The sequence below is a fragment of the Streptomyces sp. NBC_00286 genome, from assembly GCF_036173125.1.
Taxonomy (GTDB): Bacteria; Actinomycetota; Actinomycetes; order Streptomycetales; family Streptomycetaceae; genus Streptomyces.
In genome coordinates this window covers 8,799,911-8,815,972 of sequence record NZ_CP108054.1, presented here as the reverse complement: position 1 = coordinate 8,815,972, position 16,062 = coordinate 8,799,911, and the positions used below count along the sequence as shown (strand labels likewise).

The 16,062-nt window shown below is 71.5% G+C and carries 12 protein-coding genes; 6 read left to right on the top strand and 6 right to left on the bottom strand.

From position 1 onward, the window contains the following. Window positions 1-14 precede the first annotated feature (14 nt). The 3 genes from pdxR to OHT21_RS39850 all read left to right on the top strand — a co-directional run bounded on the left by pdxR (window position 15) and on the right by OHT21_RS39850 (window position 5,106). Window positions 15-1,487, top strand: coding sequence for a MocR-like pyridoxine biosynthesis transcription factor PdxR (gene pdxR / locus OHT21_RS39860; protein ID WP_328773110.1), 1,473 nt, complete (start codon window positions 15-17; stop codon window positions 1,485-1,487). Window positions 1,488-2,081: 594 nt separating this feature from the next. Beyond that, window positions 2,082-3,671 (top strand): alkaline phosphatase D family protein, encoded by a 1,590-nt coding sequence (locus OHT21_RS39855; RefSeq protein ID WP_328773109.1) that lies wholly within the window; start codon window positions 2,082-2,084, stop codon window positions 3,669-3,671. Between the two features lie 97 nt (window positions 3,672-3,768). Continuing rightward, window positions 3,769-5,106 (top strand): GNAT family N-acetyltransferase, encoded by a 1,338-nt coding sequence (locus tag OHT21_RS39850; protein WP_443050545.1) that lies wholly within the window; start codon window positions 3,769-3,771, stop codon window positions 5,104-5,106. On the opposite strand, the gene OHT21_RS39845 is transcribed toward OHT21_RS39850, so the two are convergent. Continuing rightward, on the bottom strand, window positions 5,103-6,344 hold the full coding sequence (locus OHT21_RS39845; RefSeq protein WP_328773108.1) for a trans-sulfuration enzyme family protein: 1,242 nt from the start codon (window positions 6,342-6,344) through the stop codon (window positions 5,103-5,105). The genes OHT21_RS39850 and OHT21_RS39845 overlap by 4 nt on opposite strands. Before the next feature lie 60 nt (window positions 6,345-6,404). On the opposite strand from OHT21_RS39845, the gene OHT21_RS39840 reads away from it, so the two are divergent. Then, the gene (locus OHT21_RS39840; protein ID WP_328773107.1) at window positions 6,405-6,905 is read left to right on the top strand and encodes an Lrp/AsnC family transcriptional regulator; all 501 of its coding nucleotides are present in this window, start codon (window positions 6,405-6,407) and stop codon (window positions 6,903-6,905) included. Window positions 6,906-6,998: 93 nt separating this feature from the next. Beyond that, the gene (locus OHT21_RS39835) at window positions 6,999-8,690 is read left to right on the top strand and encodes a DUF885 domain-containing protein (protein ID WP_328773106.1); all 1,692 of its coding nucleotides are present in this window, start codon (window positions 6,999-7,001) and stop codon (window positions 8,688-8,690) included. 144 nt (window positions 8,691-8,834) lie between these two features. Here the strand turns inward: OHT21_RS39835 and OHT21_RS39830 are convergent, their stop codons facing one another. From OHT21_RS39830 to OHT21_RS39820, 3 genes are all read right to left on the bottom strand, one after another. Further along, the gene (locus OHT21_RS39830; protein ID WP_328773105.1) at window positions 8,835-9,680 is read right to left on the bottom strand and encodes an SDR family oxidoreductase; all 846 of its coding nucleotides are present in this window, start codon (window positions 9,678-9,680) and stop codon (window positions 8,835-8,837) included. A 389-nt stretch (window positions 9,681-10,069) separates the two neighbouring features. Further along, on the bottom strand, window positions 10,070-10,585 hold the full coding sequence (locus tag OHT21_RS39825) for an immunity 21 family protein (RefSeq protein WP_328773104.1): 516 nt from the start codon (window positions 10,583-10,585) through the stop codon (window positions 10,070-10,072). 82 nt (window positions 10,586-10,667) lie between these two features. Next, complete coding sequence (locus OHT21_RS39820; protein WP_328774402.1) at window positions 10,668-11,165, bottom strand: rhodanese-like domain-containing protein; 498 nt, start codon at window positions 11,163-11,165, stop codon at window positions 10,668-10,670. A gap of 156 nt (window positions 11,166-11,321) precedes the next feature. Between OHT21_RS39820 and OHT21_RS39815 the strand changes: the two genes are divergently transcribed. After that, a complete protein-coding gene (locus OHT21_RS39815; protein WP_328773103.1) occupies window positions 11,322-11,774 on the top strand; it encodes an Lrp/AsnC family transcriptional regulator in 453 nt (150 codons plus the stop codon). Window positions 11,775-11,792: 18 nt separating this feature from the next. Here the strand turns inward: OHT21_RS39815 and OHT21_RS39810 are convergent, their stop codons facing one another. Continuing rightward, window positions 11,793-14,792: an SMC family ATPase gene (locus tag OHT21_RS39810; protein WP_328773102.1), complete on the bottom strand. Its 3,000-nt coding sequence runs from the start codon at window positions 14,790-14,792 to the stop codon at window positions 11,793-11,795. After that, on the bottom strand, window positions 14,789-15,952 hold the full coding sequence (locus OHT21_RS39805; RefSeq protein ID WP_328773101.1) for an exonuclease SbcCD subunit D: 1,164 nt from the start codon (window positions 15,950-15,952) through the stop codon (window positions 14,789-14,791). Before OHT21_RS39805 ends, OHT21_RS39810 begins: the two co-directional genes overlap by 4 nt. Window positions 15,953-16,062 lie beyond the last annotated feature (110 nt).

Here is a 16,062-nt window from a genome sequence, read left to right as displayed (position 1 = left end):
TAAGGTCCACTTTCATGACGCCATCGGGGACCAATTCGGGTTCGGGTCGGCCTTCGGATGCGACCGGATCGGCGACCTGGGCCGCCGCCTGGGAGTTGCTGCTGCCGGCCGCCTCGGCGCCGGCACGCGCGCGTGGGCGCTCCTTGCAGGCCGCGTTGCGGGAGGCGGTCCGCTCGGGGCGGCTCGCACCCGGCACCCGGCTGCCGTCCAGCCGTGAACTCGCCGCCGATCTCGGGGTGTCCCGGGGGCTGGTCACCGAGGCGTACGAGCAGTTGACCGCGGAGGGCTATCTGCGCAGCGACCGGGGAGCCGGAACGTGGGTCGGCGGCGCCGTCCGGGCCGCCCACCCGCGCGCGCGGGATCTCGCGCCCCGCTCCCCCGGCGCACGCGTCGACTTCCTGCCCGGCACCCCGGATCTGGCGCTCTTCCCGCGCGCCGCCTGGGCGGCAGCACAGCGCGGCGTACTGGCCGAACTGCCGCACCACGCGCTGGGCTACCCCGATCCGCGCGGGCTGCCCCGGCTGCGTACGGCCCTCGCGGAACTGCTGGCCCGGCGGCGGGGCGTGGTCGCGGACCCGGAGCGGGTGCTGGTCGTCTCGGGCGTGGCGCAGGCGACGACGCTCCTCGGTTTCGTGCTGCACGCGCGCGGGGTGCGTGCCGTTGGGGTGGAGGACCCCGGCACGCCTGAGCACGGCGGGCTGTACGCGTCGGCCGGGCTCCGCACCGTACCGCTGCCGCTGGACGACGAAGGGCTGGCCATGGAGCCGCTTCGGGAGTCGGGCGTACGGGTCGTCGCGACGACGCCCGCGCATCAGTTCCCGTCGGGGATCGCGTACTCCGCGCGGCGGCGGGCCGAACTCCTTGACTGGGCGCACTCCGTGGACGGGCTCGTCGTCGAGGACGACTACGACGGGGACTTTCGCTATGACCGGGCGCCGGTCGGCTCCCTTCAGGGGCTCGATCCGGAGCATGTCGCGTACGCGGGGTCCGTCAGCAAGTCGCTGGCGCCGGGGTTGCGGCTGGGGTGGCTGCTGGTGCCGTCGTCGCTGGCCGAGGAGGTCGTCGAGCGCAAGCGCACGATGGATCTCGGCAATCCGGTCGTCGACCAGGCGCTGCTCGCCCGCTTCATGGAGCGCGGCGACTACGACCGGCAGCTTCGGCGCTGCCAGCGCGCGTACAGGGAACGGCGCGACGCCCTTGTGGCTGCCTTGGAGCACCACTTCCCCGGCACGGGGGTGTCCGGGATCGCGGCCGGACTGCACGCGATCGCGACGCTGCCCCGCCAGTACGGGCCGCAGCCACGCTTCCTGGCGCGGATGTCTGCGGCTGGCGTCGCGGTGCGTCCTCTGACGGATTACGCGCAGACGCCGGTCGGGGAGGAGGAGGAGGAGGGGGCGGTGGTGCGGCTGGTGTTGGGGTACGCGCATGTGCCTCCGGCGCGGATCTGGGAGGGGGTGGGGTTGATGGCGACGGCGGTTGGTGGTTGACGAGCGTTTCTTCGCCCCCGCCGCCCCTACCCGTCCCATCCTCGGGGCGTTGCCCCGAACCCCCACCAGGGGCTCCGCCCCTGGACCCCGCTGGGGCTGCGCCCCAGACCCCTTTCGGGGGCCAGCCCCCGGACCCCCGGTCCTCAAACGCCGGACGGGCTGATTGATCGCGGCTCGGGCTGATTTGCCAACAGGCGGGCTGATCTTCGGCCGAGGCAAGTTTCCCGACCGGCTGGCTTTCGCCAGACGGGCTAACTACCGCCGGACGGACTGCTTCCGCCGGCCCAGGCTGATCTCCGCCGGTCGGGCTGATGTTGGCGTCGCCTCCGCTGAACTTTGCAGCCGAGGCAGGCATCAACCAGCCCGTCCGGCGTTTGAGGACGAGGCCGCCAGGCCGATAGCGGGGGTCTGGGGGCGCAGCCCCAGCGGGGTCCAGGGGCGGAGCCCCTTGGTATGGGACGGGTAGGGGCGGCGGGGGCGACCCCCTGTTCCCAAGGCACCAGGGGCAGTTGTTCACTTGTGGTTTCCATGCGCGCTGTGGTGCACCAGTAGTTGTGACCCTGCACAGTGGTCGACCGCCCCAGGAGGCACTCCATGTCAGACAGTCCGACGAGCCCGCTCGCCGCCCGCCGCAGCGTCCTGCGCGGCACCCTCGCCGCATCCGCGGCGCTCGCCGTGCCCGCCACCCTCGGCTCGGCGCCGGCCTTCACGCTGTCGGGGCGCCCGAAGGCCGGCTGGGGCGTGCAGAGCGGTGACGTGAGCGCGCACTCCGGCCTGGTGTGGGTGCGTTCGGACCGGCCGGCGCGGATGATCGTGGAGACGTCGGCGACCGAGTCATTCCGTAAAGCTCACAGATGGCACGGCCCCCTCCTGGGCCCGGGCACGGACTTCACCGGCAGCACCCGCCTGCTCGGACTGCCCGCGGGCGAGCAGATCCACTACCGCGTCCTGCTCGCCGACCCGGACGACCCGCGCCGTACCGGCGAGCCGGTGACGGGCAGCTTCCGTACGGCGTCCTTGGGACGGCGCAACGATGTGCGTTTCGTGTGGTCGGGCGACCTGGCGGGCCAGGGCTGGGGCATCAACCAGGAGTTCGGCGGCTACACGATCTTCAAGGCGATGGGCGCGCTCGACCCGGACTTCTTCCTGTTCAGCGGCGACACGATATACGCCGACGGGCCGCTGGCCGCGACCGCGCCCCTGCCCGACGGGAGCACTTGGCGGAACATCACCACCGAGGAGAAGTCCAAGGTCGCCGAGACCCTGGCCGAGTTCCGCGGCAACTTCCGCTACAACCTGCTGGATGAGCACCTGAAGAAGTTCAACGCGCAGGTGCCGTCGATCGTCCAGTGGGACGACCACGAGGTCACGAACAACTGGTTTCCGGGCGAGACGCTCACCGACGCCCGGTACACGGAGAAGAACGTCGACCTGCTGGCGTCCCGGGCCCGGCGGGCGTTCAGCGAGTACTTCCCGATGTCCACCCTGCGGCCGGGCGCCAAGGAGGGCCGGGTGCACCGGGTGGTGCGCCACGGTCCGCTGCTCGACGTGTTCGTACTGGACATGCGGACGTACCGCAATGCCAACTCCCCCGGTACGGAGACCACCGACCCGCAGGGCATCCTCGGCGCCGAGCAGTTGGAGTGGCTCAAGCGGGAGCTCTCGCGGTCGCGGGCGGTGTGGAAGGTGATCGCCTCCGACATGCCGCTCGGCCTGGTCGTGCCGGACACCGGGGACGGGAAGCCGAACATCGAGGCCGTTGCCCAGGGCGACCCGGGCGCGCCGCTGGGGCGTGAGCTGCAGATCGCCGAGCTGCTGCGGTTCATCAAGCACCGGAAGATCACGGGCACGGTGTGGCTGACGGCGGACGTGCACTACACCTCGGCGCAGCACTACCAGCCGTCGCGGGCGGCGTTCACCGACTTCGAGCCGTTCTGGGAGTTCGTCTCCGGCCCGCTGAACGCGGGTGCCTTCGCGGCGAACACCCTGGACAACACGTTCGGTCCGGAGCGGGTGTTTGTGAAGGCGCCCACGGTGGCGAATGTCTCACCCGCCGGTGGTTACCAGTTCTTCGGCGAGGTCGACATCGACGGCGGCAGCGGGGAACTGACGGTTCGACTGCGTGAGCAGGACGGAACCGTTCTGTACACGAAGGTGCTGCAACCGGGCCGAGTCGGCCAGTAAGCCAGCAAATATAGTTCTAAACAGGACAGAGAGTGTCTTAATCGCTCAGTCACAAAGCGTTCGTGATCACGCAACACCCTTCCTGCACAGTGGTTGCATGACTTCAGACATGACTGACGCAGTACGTACGAAGAACAACCGTCCGCAACAGCATGGGAGCCGCGGACTCATGGCGCGGCTCCTCGGCTGGCGGGAGCGACGCACCCACGATCACGCCCCGCCGAAGGGTGATACCGGCGCCCGGTCGTCCGCCGAAGTGCGGGAGGCCGGGCCTCCCGAGGCGGCTCCGGCTCTGCCGGAGGCCGTCAGCGCTGAGGCCGTTCTCTGGCGGATGCGGACGACCGTGCGGGATGAGCCGGGCTCGCTGGCCGCGCTGTGCACCGCGCTCGCGGACCGGCGGGTCGACATCTTGAGCCTGCAGACGCATCCCCTGGCAGAGGGCACGGTCGACGAGTTCCTGCTGCGGGCCCCCGCAGAGGTCGACGCGAACGACGTCACCCGGGCGGTTACACAGGCGGGCGGCGCCGGCACCTGGATCGAGCGGGCCGACGCGCACGACCTGGTGGACGCGCCCACGCGCATCCTGGGCCTGGCGACGCGTACGGCGCTGGACTCGGCCGAACTGCCGCTTTCCCTGCGGCAGCTGCTGGGCCGGTGCAGTATCCGGTCGCTGCCCGCCGGGGCCATGGACGTGGACGGCGCGGACGCGGAGGTGCCGGCTGAGGGGGCCCTGGCTCATGCCGAAGGGGCGCCCGAGAACACCCTGATGCGGCTGCGCGCGCCCGAAGGCGGAGTGATCACCGTGGAGCGGCCGTATCTGCCGTTCACGCCCACCGAGTTCGCGCGGGCCCGCGCGCTGGTCGAGTTGGACGCCCAACTCGGTCCGCGTCTGCCGCGCAGGCAGGACGTACTGACGCTGCCTCAGGGCAACGCCATCACCGTACGCCGTGCCGGCCCCCATGACATCGATGCCGCGAAGGCCATGCACGAGCGGTGCTCGCCACGCACCCTCGGCCTGCGGTACCACGGCCCGATCCGTGACGCCGACCGCTACCTCAACCACCTCCTCAGCCCTCGCTTCGGGCGGACGCTCGCCGTGGAGACCGCCTCGGGTCGCCTCGTCGGGCTCGGCCATCTCCTCTGGGACGGCGACGAGACGGAGGTGGCGCTGCTCGTCGAGGACGCGTGGCAGCGGCGCGGCATCGGCAGCGAGTTGCTGGGCCGCCTGGTGACGATGGCCGTCGAGGCCGGCTGCGACAGCGTGTACGCCGTCACGCAGTCGTCGAACACGGGCATGGTGGCCGCAATGCGAGGCCTCGGCCTTCCTCTCGACTACCAGATCGAGGAAGGCACGCTGGTCATCACGGCGCGGCTGGACGTGACTCCGGTGAGTTCACGGCTGCCGTACGACCAGGAGCAGCCCGTAGGGGATTAGCCTTCAGCCACCACTGAACGGCTGGGCCTGCCCGGCGCAACACGCCGGGCAGGCCCACTCCCCCGTACCGCCCCCAGCGCCCGGTCCAAGTCCCGCCACAGATCCTCCACGTCCTCCAGCCCCACCGACAGCCGCAGCAACCGGTCGCTCACCCCGGCCCCGCGGCGGTCTTCCGCGTCGACGATGCGATGGCTGATCGAGGCCGGGTGCTGGATGAGTGTGTCGACGCTGCCGAGGCTCACCGCGGGGGTGATAAGGCGCACCCTCGCAATCACTTCATGAGGATCGCCGGAGACCTCGAAGGCGACCATGGCGCCGCCGAGCCGGGGGTAGTGGACGCGCGTGACGCGCGGGTCGGTGGCGAGGCGGCGAGCCAGTTCCGCGGCGTTCGCGGAGGCCGCGCGGACGCGTACGGGCAGCGTGGAGAGCCCGCGGAGCAGCAGGTAACCGGCGAGCGGGTGCAGCACGCCACCCGTTGCGAACCGAACTTGGCGCAAGCGGCGGGCGAACTCCTCGTCGCAGGCCACCACCCCGGCCATCACGTCGCCGTGACCGCCCAGGTACTTGGTGGCGCTGTGCAACACGATCCGCGCCCCCTGTTCGACGGGCCGTTGGAGCACCGGCGTGGCGAAGGTGTTGTCCGCGAGCAGCGGCACGGTCCCGCAGGCGTGCGCGATCGCCCGCAGGTCGAGTTCCGCGAGCGTCGGGTTGGCCGGTGACTCGACCATCACCAGGCCCGTGTCCGGCCGCAGCGCGTCCGCGATGCCCGCCGGGTCGACCCAGGTCACCTCGGTGCCGAGCAGCCCGGCCGTCAGCAGGTGGTCGCTGCACCCGTAGAGGGGGCGTACGGCCACGACATGCCGCAGGCCCATCGCGTTCCGTACGAGCAGCACGGCACTCAACGCGGCCATGCCGCTCGCGAACGCCACCGCGCTCTCGGTGCCCTCCAGCCGGGCCAGAGCCGTCTCGAACCGGGCGACGGTCGGATTGCCGAGCCGGCCGTAGACCGGCGGTCCCTCCAAGGTGGCGCCGTTCGCGGCGAAGTCGTCGATCCGGGCGGCCTCGCCGCGACTGTCGTACGACGGATAGGTCGTCGACAGGTCGATCGGCGGGGCGTGCAGCCCCTGCCGCGCGAGGTCGTCCCGCCCGGCGTGCACGGCCTCGGTGGCGAGGGCCCGCACCTCGTCCCGTACGTCTACGTCGTCCATCACGTCGTGCGCGTCGTCAAAGGCGTCCATGACCAGCAGCCTGAACAGTGGCCGGGCCAGAGACACAAAATCCCGTGCTACGTTCGGGCAATGGCCGAATCCGTCGTACTGGATCCGGTGGACCTCCATCTTCTGCGGCTGCTGCAGAACGACGCACGGGCCACCTACCGCGACCTCGCCGCTCAGGTCGGTGTCGCGCCCTCGACCTGTCTGGACCGGGTGACGCGGCTGCGCCGCGCGGGCGTCATCCTGGGGCATCAGCTGCGGCTCGATCCGGCCAAGCTGGGGCGGGGGCTTGAGGCTCTGCTGTCCGTGCAGGTCAGGCCGCATCGGCGGGAGTTGGTGGGGCCGTTCGTGGAGCGGATCCGGGCGTTGCCGGAGTCCCGTACCGTCTTCCATCTCACCGGCCCCGACGACTATCTCGTCCATGTCGCGGTGGCGGACATGGCGGATCTGCAGCGCCTGGTCATCGACGAGTTCACCTCGCGGCGCGAAGTGGCCCGCGTCGAGACCCGGTTGATCTTCCAGCAGTGGGAGTGCGGGCCGCTGCTGCCGCCCACCCCGCGCACGACCGGCGCGGAGACGGGCTGACCGCACGGCCGCCGCCCGTATATCGGCCAGACCCGCATGGCCTGCCCGTATATCGGGCTGACGCGCACGGCCTCCTCGTATGAGGATGTCCGCATGTCACAGACGAAGAGCCCGCTGCCCCGCGAGGTCGCCGACGCGTACGTCGACGATCTCATCGCCCTCGACCCGGTCACCGGTACGTATCTCGGCGTGAAGGAGAGTTCCAGCAGGTTGCCCGACCTTTCGCCCGCCGGTCAGGAGGCAGTCGCCGAGCTGGCGCGGGCGACCCTCGCGAAGCTCGACGAGGCGGAGCGGCAGCCGGGTGCGGACAGTGACATCGAGCGCCGCTGCGGACGTCTGCTGCGCGAGCGGCTGACCGCCGAACTCGCCGTGCACGAGGCCGACGAGGGGCTGCGGTCCGTCGGCAACCTGGCCACGGTCGCGCACTCGGTGCGCGAGGTGTTCACCGTGACGCCGGCCGAGACGGACGAGGACTGGTCCGCGATCGCTCAGCGGCTGCGCGCGGTGCCGACCGCACTGGCCGGCTACCGCGCATCCCTCGCCCTCGGCCTGGAGCGCAAGCTGTACGCCGCTCCCCGCCCCACCGCGACCTTCATGGGCCAGCTCAACGAGTGGTCGGACACGGACGGTTCGGGCCGCGGCTGGTTCGAGGACTTCGCGTCGGCGGGTCCCGATTCCCTGCGTACGGAACTGGACGAGGCCGCCCGCTCGGCGACCGCGGCCGTGGTCGAACTGCGCGACTGGATGCGCGAGGTGTACGCGCCCACGATCGAGGGCGCACCGAACACGGTGGGCCGCGAGCGGTACGCGCGCTGGTCGCGCTATTTCAACGGTACTGATCTCGACCTCGACGAGGCGTACGCGTACGGCTGGGCCGAGTACCACCGGCTGCTCGCCGAGATGAAGGAAGAGGCGGAGAAGATCCTCCCCGGCGCCGAGACGCCGTGGGTGGCGCTCGCGCACCTCGACGAGCACGGCCGGCACATCGAGGGCGTCGACGAGGTACGCGACTGGCTGCAGGGTCTGATGGACCAGGCGATAGAGGCCCTCGACGGCACACACTTCGAACTCGCCGAGCGGGTACGGAAGGTGGAGTCCCGCATCGCCCCGCCGGGCAGCGCGGCGGCCCCGTACTACACGCCGCCGTCAGAGGACTTCTCCCGCCCCGGCTGCACCTGGCTGCCGACGATGGGGCAGACCCGCTTCCCGGTGTACGACCTGGTCTCCACCTGGTACCACGAGGGCGTCCCCGGCCATCACCTCCAGCTGGCGCAGTGGGCGCACGTGGCCGGGAACCTCTCCCGCTACCAGGCGACGATCGGCGGCGTGAGCGCCAACTGCGAGGGCTGGGCGCTGTACGCGGAGCGGCTCATGGACGAGCTCGGCTTCCTCACGGACGCCGAGCAGCGGCTCGGCTATCTGGACGCCCAGATGATGCGCGCGACACGCGTCATCGTCGACATCGGCATGCACCTGGAGCTGGAGATTCCGGCCGACTCGCCCTTCCGCCCGGGCGAACGCTGGACTCCAGAGCTGGCCGAGGAATTCTTCGGCGCGCACAGCAGCCGCCCTGGGGACTACGTGGCGAGCGAACTGACCCGCTACCTGACCATCCCCGGCCAGGCCATCGGCTACAAACTCGGCGAACGCGCCTGGCTGTTGGGCCGCGAGAACGCCCGCCGCCGCCACGGCGCCGCCTTCGACGCCAAGGCCTGGCACATGGCGGCGCTGTCGCAGGGGTCGCTGGGGTTGGACGATCTGGTGGACGAGTTGTCCCAGCTCTGATCATCGCTGAGGGGACGCCGCGAAGTCCGGTGCGGCTACCGCGCCCCTTTGGGGGCGCGGGGCTGAGCCAGTGTGCCGCTCGGCCGCGTGAGGCGATCGGCCACGACGGACCCGCGGCCTCGAACCACATTTCTGGCGGATCGCTCAGCGCCGGAACCCGCCCTCCGAGTCGATGACTTGTCCGGTGAGCCATTCCGCCTCATCGGTGGCGAGCCAGGAGATGAGGCGGGCGGGGTCGTCGGGCATGCCCCACCGACCGGCCGGGAACATGGCGGCGATAGCCGCATAGGCGTCGCCGGTCATGTAATCCGTGTCCACGGGGCCCGGGTTGACGGTGTTCACCGTGACCGCGTGCTCGGCGAGAGTGGTCGCCAGGGACCGGGTGATCGAAGCGAGGGCGCCCTTCTGAAGGGCGTACGCGATCTCGCCCGGCATGCCGCTCGCGATGTCCTGCCCAGAGGTCATCATCACGATCCGCCCGCCCGGCGTACGCGGCGGCAACGCAGCCCGCAACCGGGCGTACGCCTGGACGAGGAGGATCACCGAGCGCGTGTCGACGGCCCAGTGCGCGTCGAGCATCGCGGCGTCGATCTCATCGAGGCTCCCGTCGGAGCCGCTCAGCGCATGGTTGGCGACAAGGATGTCGATACGTCCACCAAGCGCGTCCGCGGCCCGCGCGACCAGTTCGGCGGGCACGGCCGGATCGGACAAGTCCCCCGGACCGTCCACGACCTGCGCCTCCGGGTCCCCGAGCACGTCGCGCACACCTTCGGCCACCTCCTCGGGCCGATCGGCACCCCAGGGCATGGCAGCGTCGTGCGGCACATGGTGATGCAGATACAAACTCGCTCCATACGCGGCAAGCCGCCGAGCCACGGCATAACCGATGCCCCCACGTCTGCTGGCACCGGTGACGAGGGCGGTACGTCCGCGCAGGGGCAAGGGTTCGCGACGCAGCGATTCGGCGGTGGGATGCGGGAGTTGAGGCATAGCGAACCATGATGGCGGGGCAAGCACCTGGCCCGCACATGATTTTTCCGCGGCCAGCACCCCAACTACCCGCACCCTCCCACCGGCGGGAGGGGACGTGGGCCGGTGCGTCCTATGCGCGTCGCTTAGCTTCGGTCTGGGCATCCCAGAACCCTGTATCAGCAAGGGGCCGTATGCCCCGTTGGCGACGGGCTGACGCACCGGACCGCGGCCCCGCACCCACCGACCACCCAGGGGCGCGGGGAACTGCGCGACCAGCCACACTCAACCCGCAGCCGCCCAACCGCCGGAGGCACCCCGCGTGGGCGCGACCAGCCACGACGGCGCAGCAGCCGCCCATGAACAGAACCCACCCTCCCGGTAGGCGCCCCGCCCAACCCCCCGGACAGTCAGCTGGCGATCCGCCGCAGCTGGACAAGTCCCAGCCACGTCTCCGGCCCGGGCTCCACATACGCCGCCCGGACCGAGTACCGCCCCGCCTCCAACGCGACCCGCACATGCCCCGCCTTCTCGGCAGAGTCGCCGGCCCAAGCCGCGTCGAACAGAACCACCGCTCCCGGGACGTCCCAGTGCACCTCCCGCTGCCACACCGCCCCGTCAAGGGCCGCCGGAACACCGGCCAGCAACTGCCCCTCCGACTCCGCGGCGCACCACCGTACGAAGGTCCCGTACTCGGGCAGATAGGCGGTCGAGGCAGGATCGTCACCGAGAACGAGGGCCGTGGCGTTGCCGACCGGAAGCAGCCCGATGTAACCGTCCACGTCACAGGCCCGGTCGTAGTCGGAAGCCAATTCGACGCCGTCCGCCCCCGTCCAGAACGGCAACACCACCTCCGGAATCGCAATGAGGGGCCCACCGCCCGACTCCACCCACTCGATCGCACCCTGCTCCGCGTGACTCACCATGCGGCAGAAGCTACACGCACCACGTGACACGTAAATCGGTGCGTCACGCACGCGCCACAAGGGCCACATGGGCCACAAGAACTCAGCAACCGCAGTCCGCCGCATCGACCGGCACCGTCAACCCATCGGGCGTACGCCGCTCACGCCCCTCCCAGCTCTCGAACTCGAAGCCCTCGCGCACCCAGTACTCAAAGCCACCGAGCATCTCCTTGACCTGGAAGCCGAGTTGGGCGAGGGCGAGCGCGGCGCGGGTCGCGCCGTTGCAGCCGGGGCCCCAGCAGTAGGTGACGACCGGCGCGGACTTGTCGAGGAGTTGCTCGGCCTGCTCCGGGATGAGGGCGGTGGGCAGATGGATCGCACCGGGCACATGACCCTGGTCCCAGGACTCGGTGGAGCGGGAGTCGAGGACCACGAAGCAGGGGTCGCCGTCGGCCGCGAGCCCGGCGGCGACGTCGGACACGTCAGCGTGGAAGGCAAGGCTCGCCCCGAAGTGAGCGGCGGCCGCGGCGGGGGACGCCGGGGGCACGCGTAGAACGGGGTTCACGGCGGCGGTGGTTGTGGTGTTGCCGGTCGCGGTCACAATCGAAGTCGCCGTTCCAGGCACGGTCTTGGTCACGGTGTGGCCTTCCGTCGAGGTTCGTCCCCAGGAATCTACGGCCGGTAATCCGCCCTCCTGAAGAGGCGATCCACGGTCTCACCCATGGTCAGCCGGGAATTCCTCTGCTATTCCTCAGCCATGACCGCGTATTCCCCGGACGCCACCGACTGGCGCATTCTCGAGGTCCTCCAACGCGAAGGCCGGGCCAGCTTCGCCGAGCTGGCGCGCGCCGTCTCCATGTCCGCGAGCGCGGTCACCGAACGGGTGCGCCGACTGGAGGAGGCCGGCGTCATCCAGGGGTACGCGGCGGTCGTGGACCCGGAGAGGCTGGGCCTGCCGATCATGGCATTCGTGCGGCTGCGCTACCCGACCGCGAACTACAAGCCGTTCCACGACCTCGTCGCCGCGACGCCCGAGATCCTGGAGGCGCATCACGTAACGGGCGACGACTGCTTCGTCATCAAGGTCGCCGTGCGCTCCATGAGCCACCTGGAGGAGGTGTCGGGCAAAATCGCCACGCTCGGCTCGGTAACCACGAGCGTCGTGTACTCGTCACCGCTGCCCCGACGCCCCATCGGTATCGGTCACTGACCCCGACCTCCGCATCGCTCACTGCCCCCGCTGCCGCACAACCGACCCCGACCGCCCCTTCACCACCTCCAGTTGGGCATGAATGCGACGCCGCAGATCCGGTACGTGACTGACGATGCCGACGCTTCGGTCCCGCTCCCTCAGCGAATCGAGGACATCAAGCACCTCGTCGAGCGTCTGGTCGTCGAGGCTGCCGAAGCCCTCGTCGATGAAGAGCGTGTCGAGGCGTACGCCTCCCGCCTCGTCGGTGACGACGTCCGCGAGCCCCAGCGCCAGGGCGAGGGAGGCGAAGAACGTCTCGCCGCCGGACAGTGTCGCCGTGTCGCGTTCGCGGCCGGTCCAGGCGTCGACGACGTGCAGTCCGAGGCCGCTGCGACCACGCCCCGCGCGATCGTCGGAGTGGACGAGGGTGTAGCGGCCGGAGGACATGCGCTGCAGGCGTGCGGTCGCGGCGGCGGCGACCTGTTCAAGGCGGGCGGCGAGGACGTAGGACTCCAGGCGCATCTTGCGTTCGTTGTCCGCGGAGGTGCCCGCCGCGAGGGTGGCGAGGCGGGCCACACGGTCGTACTCCTCGCGCAGCGGGCCGAGTCGGCGCACGGACGCGGTGGCCCGGTGGGTGAGTCGGTCGAGTTCCGTGCAGCGCCGGGCGGCGGCGTCGCGGGCGGAGGCGGCCTCGCGGGCCCGGCGGGCGGCGTCGGCGGCGGACTGTTCTGCGGCGGCGAGATCGGCGGGCGGCTGCTGGGCGGCCTCCGCGGTGTCCGCCTCGGCGAGAACGGCCCGTACGGCCGCCTCCTCCTGTTGCCAGGCGTCGAGCCGCCGTTGGAGTTCGCGGTGGGCCGTGTCGTCGAGGAGCGCGCCTGCCGCGGCCTGCGGCGTGTCGAACCCGGCGCGGAAGGCCGCGTCGGCGAGTCGCGCGTCGGCGTCCTTGAGCCGCTGCGCGGTGTCCGCCGCGAGGCGCGCGGCGTCCGCGGCCTCGGTGAGCTGCGCGGCCTGCCGCTCCAGTTGTGCGGCCCGCGCGGACACGCTGCCCGCGCCGCCCCGGGCCTGCGCCAACTCCTCCGCCAGCCCAGCCCCTTCGCGGTCGAGCGTCTCCCGGCGCGCGGCACGTGAGGCGGCACGCAGCGCGGCTTCCTGGTGGGCGGCGAGCCGCCGCTCGTGCTCGCGCTCGGCCTGCCGCAGCGCCTCACCCGCCGCGTGCAGACCGGAGGCGGCGGCGCGTGCCTCGGCGTGTTGCCGCGCCAACTCCTCGGCTTGCTCGGCGAGTTGCTCGGTGGGCGTGTCGCCCGCCTCGGCGGTCGCCGCGGCCAGCGCCTCGCGTACGACGCCGAGTCGCCGCTCGGCCTCGGCGCGTTGCTCGTCGGCCTCCTGGTAGGCGACGAGCGCGGATTCTTCCGCCTGTTGGTCCACGTGCCCGGCGATCTTGCGGGCGGGGGCCGGGTGTTCGGTGCCGCCGCAGACGGCGCAGGGTTCACCGTCCACGAGGGCGGCGGCGAGTTCCGCGGCGATGCCCTTCAGTCGCTGTTCCTTGAGGTCGAGCCAGTGGGCGCGGGCGTCAGCGGCGCGCTCGCGCGCGGCGAGCACGCGCGCCTGGGCGTCGTCCGTGTCGCCGGCGAGCTGGTCGCGCAGCCGTGCCGCCTCCAGCCGTACCCGGGCGGGTTCGCGCTGGACGGCGAGTTGCTCGGCGCGGGTGGCGGCCTCCTGCGCGGATTCGATACGGGCCTGGAGCCCGGCACGTGTCGTCTCCCAGGAGGCGAGCCAGCTCTCCGCGTCCTGGAACACGTCCTCGTCGGCGCGCTCTTGGCGGTCCAACGCCTCGCGTTCGGTGGCGAGTTCGGCCAGCCGGTGCTCGGCTCGGCGGGCCGACTCCAGGCCGCCCAGCTCCTCGGCGGCCTTGCGCGCGGCAGCCGCGAGGCCACTGGCGCCGGCGTCGGCGAAGGTCTCCGGGAGCAGCGCACGCGCGCGTGTCTCGTCGGCCGCCGCCCGCCGGTGCTCGGCCTCCGCGGCGTCGCGCAGGGCCAGCGCGGGCGCCACGGCGTCAGCCTTGCGGCCCCGCTCCATCCGCACCCGCGCCTCCCGGTGCGCATCGGAGCGCTCCTCCAGGCGCGCGGCCCGCTCCCGCGCCTCGGCGAACCGCCGCTGCAGCCGCGCCACTTCGCGTACATCATCGAGAACACGGTCCGCGTCCGACTGCCCCGACTCGGCGGCTTTCTGCGCGCAGTGCGCCACGGTGAAGCGTTCGCGTGCCGTGCTGCGGGCGATCGCGGCCCAGGACAGTACGGACTCGGCCAGGCCAGGGTCTCCGGGGGCCATATCGGGCAGCGGCAGCTCCACGATGTCCCCGGCGGCCTGCTGCATGCGGTGCGCGTCAGCGAGCAACTCCGCGTCCCCTTCGCGTACTTGGGCCTCCGCGGCGCGCCGCAGCTCGGCCAGGCGCTGTTCGACGGCCGCGAACCGGCGGGTGTCGAAGAGGCGGCCGAGGAGCTTGCCACGGGCCTCGGCGTCGGCTCGCAGGAAGCGCGCGAAATCGCCCTGGGGCAGCAGCACGACCTGGCAGAACTGTTCACGGCTCATGCCGAGCAGCTGCGTGATCTCCTCACCGATCTCCTGATGCGAGCGGCTGAGATCCTTCCAGGAGCCCGCCGACGCGTCGTACTCACGCAGCCAGCTCTGGGCCTTGTCGACGGTCGTGCCCGGCCGGTTGCCCTTCTTGGCGCGCTCCCAGGGCGGCTGCCGGGTGATCTCCAACCGCCGTCCGGCGACGGTGAGTTCGAGCCGGATCTCGGTACGGGTGCCGGGCGCGGCGTGGTCGCTGCGCAGGGTCATCCCCTGGCCGCTCTGCCGGGCGCCCGGCACCGACCCGTACAGGGCGTAGCAGACCGCGTCCAGCACCGAGGTCTTGCCCGCGCCGGTCGGCCCGTGCAGCAGGAAGAGCCCGGCGGCCGACAGCCCGTCGAAGTCGACCGACTGGGCCCCGCCGAAGGGCCCGAACGCGGTGATGTACAGCCGGTGCAGCCTCATCGGGCCACCTCGTGGACGGCCTCGTCGGCGCGCACCGCGTCGAACGCGTCCCGAAGCACGGCCTGTTCGCGCGCGTCGGGCCCCGCTCCGCGCACATGCGCCACGAAGTCCTCCGCGATCTCCTGGTCGCTGCGCCCCGCCAGTCGCCGGGCGTACGAGACGTCCGGGTCGTCCGGGGCCCGCTCGGGATCGAAGACAAGGCTGAGCGTGTGCGGGAAGCGCTCGCAGAGCCGTGCCATCGGGTCGGCGGGCCGTACCGAGTCTGTGAGGGTCGCCTCGACCCACGCCTCCTCGTGGCGCGCCAACTCCGGATCGGCCAGCAGGTCCTCCAACTCCCCCCGGATACGGGCGAGAGCGCGCGGTACGGGACAGTCGATCCGCTCGGCGGCGAGCGAACCATCCGCCCCCATGTCGACCAGCCACATGCTCTTGCGATGCTCGGCCTCCGAGAAGGAGTACGGCAACGGGGAGCCGGAGTAGCGCACGCGCTCCGTGATGGTCTGACTGCCGTGCAGATGACCGAGCGCCGCGTAGTCGACCCCGTCGAAGACCCCGGCCGGTACGGCCGCGACCCCGCCCACCGTGATGTCCCGCTCGCTGTCGCTGGCCTCTCCCCCGGTGACGAAGGCATGCGCGAGGACGACGGAACGGGTGCCCGGCGCGCGCGTGGCGAGGTCGGCGCGGACCCGCTCCATAGCCGCCGCGAGCACCGCCTCATGACCGGGCTTCTCCACCCCGAACTCGTCCTTCACCAGGGCGGGTTCGAGATACGGCAGCCCGTAGAAGGCCACATCGCCGTGGTCGTCGGCCAGCACCACGGGCGTACCGCACGCCGAGGGTTCGGTCCGCAGATGGATGCCCGCGCGGTCGATCAGCCCGGCCCCAACCCCCAACCGGCGCGCCGAGTCATGGTTCCCGGAGATCATCACCGTCGGCACACCCAGGTCGGCCAGCCGGTGCAGGGCGTCGTCGAAGAGCTCGACCGCTGCCAGCGGCGGCACCGCCCGGTCGTACACGTCCCCCGACACGACCACCGCGTCCACTCCGCGCTCGCGCACGGTCGTGACCAGGTGACCGATGAACTCGGCCTGGGCGTCGAGCATGTTGACCCGGTGGAACGCCCGGCCGAGATGCCAGTCGGAAGTGTGCAGCAGCCTCATGATCCCCGAGACTAACGGCCGGGTCGGACATCACGGGCGGCTACTGCCGTATCGGCCCCTTCTGACGACCACGGTGCCGTCCCCATCAGAAGTCCGTATCAGGAACCCGT

Excerpts from the sequence above, each read along its gene's own strand:
- pdxR (WP_328773110.1), top strand. The coding sequence starts at position 15 with ATGACGCCATCGGGGACCAATTCGGGTTCGGGTCGGCCTTCGGATGCG.
- OHT21_RS39855 (WP_328773109.1), top strand. The coding sequence starts at position 2,082 with ATGTCAGACAGTCCGACGAGCCCGCTCGCCGCCCGCCGCAGCGTCCTG.
- OHT21_RS39850 (WP_443050545.1), top strand. The coding sequence starts at position 3,769 with ATGACTTCAGACATGACTGACGCAGTACGTACGAAGAACAACCGTCCG.
- OHT21_RS39845 (WP_328773108.1), bottom strand. The coding sequence starts at position 6,344 with ATGGACGCCTTTGACGACGCGCACGACGTGATGGACGACGTAGACGTA.
- OHT21_RS39840 (WP_328773107.1), top strand. The coding sequence starts at position 6,405 with ATGGCCGAATCCGTCGTACTGGATCCGGTGGACCTCCATCTTCTGCGG.
- OHT21_RS39835 (WP_328773106.1), top strand. The coding sequence starts at position 6,999 with ATGTCACAGACGAAGAGCCCGCTGCCCCGCGAGGTCGCCGACGCGTAC.
- OHT21_RS39830 (WP_328773105.1), bottom strand. The coding sequence starts at position 9,680 with ATGCCTCAACTCCCGCATCCCACCGCCGAATCGCTGCGTCGCGAACCC.
- OHT21_RS39825 (WP_328773104.1), bottom strand. The coding sequence starts at position 10,585 with ATGGTGAGTCACGCGGAGCAGGGTGCGATCGAGTGGGTGGAGTCGGGC.
- OHT21_RS39815 (WP_328773103.1), top strand. The coding sequence starts at position 11,322 with ATGACCGCGTATTCCCCGGACGCCACCGACTGGCGCATTCTCGAGGTC.
- OHT21_RS39810 (WP_328773102.1), bottom strand. The coding sequence starts at position 14,792 with ATGAGGCTGCACCGGCTGTACATCACCGCGTTCGGGCCCTTCGGCGGG.
- OHT21_RS39805 (WP_328773101.1), bottom strand. The coding sequence starts at position 15,952 with ATGAGGCTGCTGCACACTTCCGACTGGCATCTCGGCCGGGCGTTCCAC.